We start from the raw sequence: 2,437 nt of genomic DNA on the forward strand, positions 1-2,437 counted from the left end.
AAATAACTTAAAACACCTCCCTGCCCTCCTCAAGGAGGGAGTTAAAAGGGTGTGTTTATTCTAGATTAATACATTCGTCATGCCCAGCAATGTCATGCTGAGCCTGTCGAAGTATAGACTGGGTATCTGTTGATTGGAGTTTGAAGTTTAATTTAGTTACTATAGCAACAGATTCCGGATCAAGTCCGGAATGACGCATAAAAAGAAACACCGTCCTAAAAAGCGAATAAGTAAAAATTAGTAAATTAAAAAAAAATAGTAAATTTGTAGTCATAATTAATAGAACCCCAAATGAAAAAGAAAATATGGTTATCCTCTCCGCATATGGGTGGTGGAGAACAAAAATATGTACAAGAAGCCTTTGATACCAATTGGGTAGCACCATTAGGACCTAATGTAAACGAATTTGAAAAAGGCCTTGAAAGTTACATTGGAAAAACCAAACACATTGCAGCTTTAAGTTCAGGTACAGGGGCTCTTCATTTAGCATTGGTATTATTAGGAGTGAAAAAGGGAGATGAAGTACTGTGTCAAAGTTTTACGTTTTCAGCCTCTGCAAATCCTATTAGCTATGTAGGTGCAACTCCAGTTTTTATTGATAGTGAACAAACTACCTATAACCTATGTCCTATCTTGTTAGAAGCAGCTATTAAAGACCGTATAGCAAAAGGTAAAAAGCCAAAAGCGATAATAGCGGTGCATTTGTACGGAATGCCATATCAAGTGGATGCAATACATGCCATTAGTAAAAAATATGAAATTCCAGTAATTGAAGATAGTGCGGAAGCATTAGGGAGTTCAGTAAACAAAGAACAATGCGGTACGTTTGGAGATTTTGGTATATTTTCATTCAATGGCAATAAAATTATTACTACATCAGGTGGAGGTGCATTAATTTGTAATAGCAGAGAGGCAAAAGAGAAAGCCATTTTTTTAGCTACACAGGCACGTGATGAAGCTCCACATTACGAACATTCACACATTGGTTATAATTATAGAATGAGCAATGTACTGGCGGGTATTGGAAGAGGTCAGTTAGAAGTGTTGAATGATAGAGTACTGGCGAGAAGAAAAATATTTGAAACCTATAAAGAAGCCTTAAAAAATACATCCCTGAAATTTTTAGAAGAACCAGCAGGTTTTTATTCAAACAGATGGTTAACAACTGTAGTTACAGCGTCTTATGCTGAAAGAGAAAAAATTCGTTTATATTTACAAAACGAAAATATAGAGTCAAGGCCGTTATGGAAGCCAATGCACCTACAACCTGTATTTAAAAATTGTGTGGGGTATGAAAATGGTACTTCAGCAGGGTTGTTTGAAAAAGGCTTGTGTTTACCAAGTGGTTCTAACAGTACAGAAGATGATTTAAGTAGGGTTATTAAAGCGCTGAATAATTTTTAGGATGTTAAAGAAAATTACAAAAAAATTAATAAAGCACAATGCACCCAGATGGGTAGTATTAGCAATTGACCTTTATATAGTTTCTAATACCTTTATTTTGGCGTATATCATACGTTTCAACTTTCAGTTAAATTTTGACATGTCAAATTTATTAATTGAACTTCCATTGGTAATTTTAATAGCATTTATAAGTTTCTTGCTTGTAGGTTCCTATAAGGGTATTATTAGGTATACAGGCTTTAGAGATGCTATTAATATTTTAGCAGCCAATGGGCTACTATTGGGGCTATTAATAGGGATGGTATTTTTAAATCGCAGTTTTCATATCCACTCAGGTTTCACCATTCCGTTGTCTATTTTAGTCATTCATTTTTTATTAAATGTTCTTATATTAATTTTTAGCAGGCATTTATTTAAAGCATTGTACCGTGTATTAATTGAAGACTCTAAAATTGAAAAGCGAGTGCTGATTTATGGCGCTGGGGATGCAGGTTTATTAACCTATGGCGTGTTAAAAGAAGACAATGAAAGTAGGGCTCAAATAATTGGTTTTATTGATGATAATAAAAGTAAAACAGGAAAAAAGATAAATCGTTTACCAGTATACAGTGCAACAAGTATTGATAAAGAATTTATAATTTCAAAAGAAATTGATGAAATTATTATTGCCATACAAACCATAAAACCAATTCAAATATTAAAACTGGTAGATAAATTTGCAGACTTTGCTGTGGAAGTGAAAATAGTACCTCCTGCAAAAGATTGGATAGGTCATGAGTTAAAATTGAATCAAATTAAATCAGTGAAAGTTGAAGATTTACTGGGAAGAGCGTCTATTCAATTAGATAATCAGGTTTTAAAACGAGAATTAAATAACAAAGTAATTTTAATAACGGGTGCTGCGGGCTCTATAGGAAGTGAGATAGCAAGGCAGGTAGCAGGTTTTAATTACAAACATCTTATTTTAATAGATCAGGCAGAATCTGAACTTTACAATTTGCAACAATATTTTAAACTTAACAATACCCGTAAT

2 protein-coding genes are annotated in these 2,437 nt (G+C 33.4%); both read left to right on the forward strand.

Annotation, left to right across the window (positions count from 1 at the left end; translation table 11 throughout):
• Nucleotides 1-291: 291 nt before the first annotated feature.
• Complete coding sequence (locus ABY863_RS13455) at nt 292-1,404, forward strand: DegT/DnrJ/EryC1/StrS family aminotransferase (protein ID WP_372795683.1); 1,113 nt, start codon at nt 292-294, stop codon at nt 1,402-1,404.
• Between the two features lie 139 nt (nt 1,405-1,543).
• Nucleotides 1,544-2,437: polysaccharide biosynthesis protein (locus tag ABY863_RS13460; RefSeq protein WP_372795685.1), on the forward strand; the 894-nt coding region annotated here is incomplete at its 3' end.

Source organism: Lutibacter sp., from assembly GCF_041562875.1.
In the GTDB taxonomy this organism is placed as follows: Bacteria; Bacteroidota; Bacteroidia; order Flavobacteriales; family Flavobacteriaceae; genus Lutibacter.

What these genes read in the sequence shown, in the direction of transcription:
- ABY863_RS13455 (WP_372795683.1), top strand. Translation starts at nt 292, where the DNA reads ATGAAAAAGAAAATATGGTTATCCTCTCCGCATATGGGTGGTGGAGAA.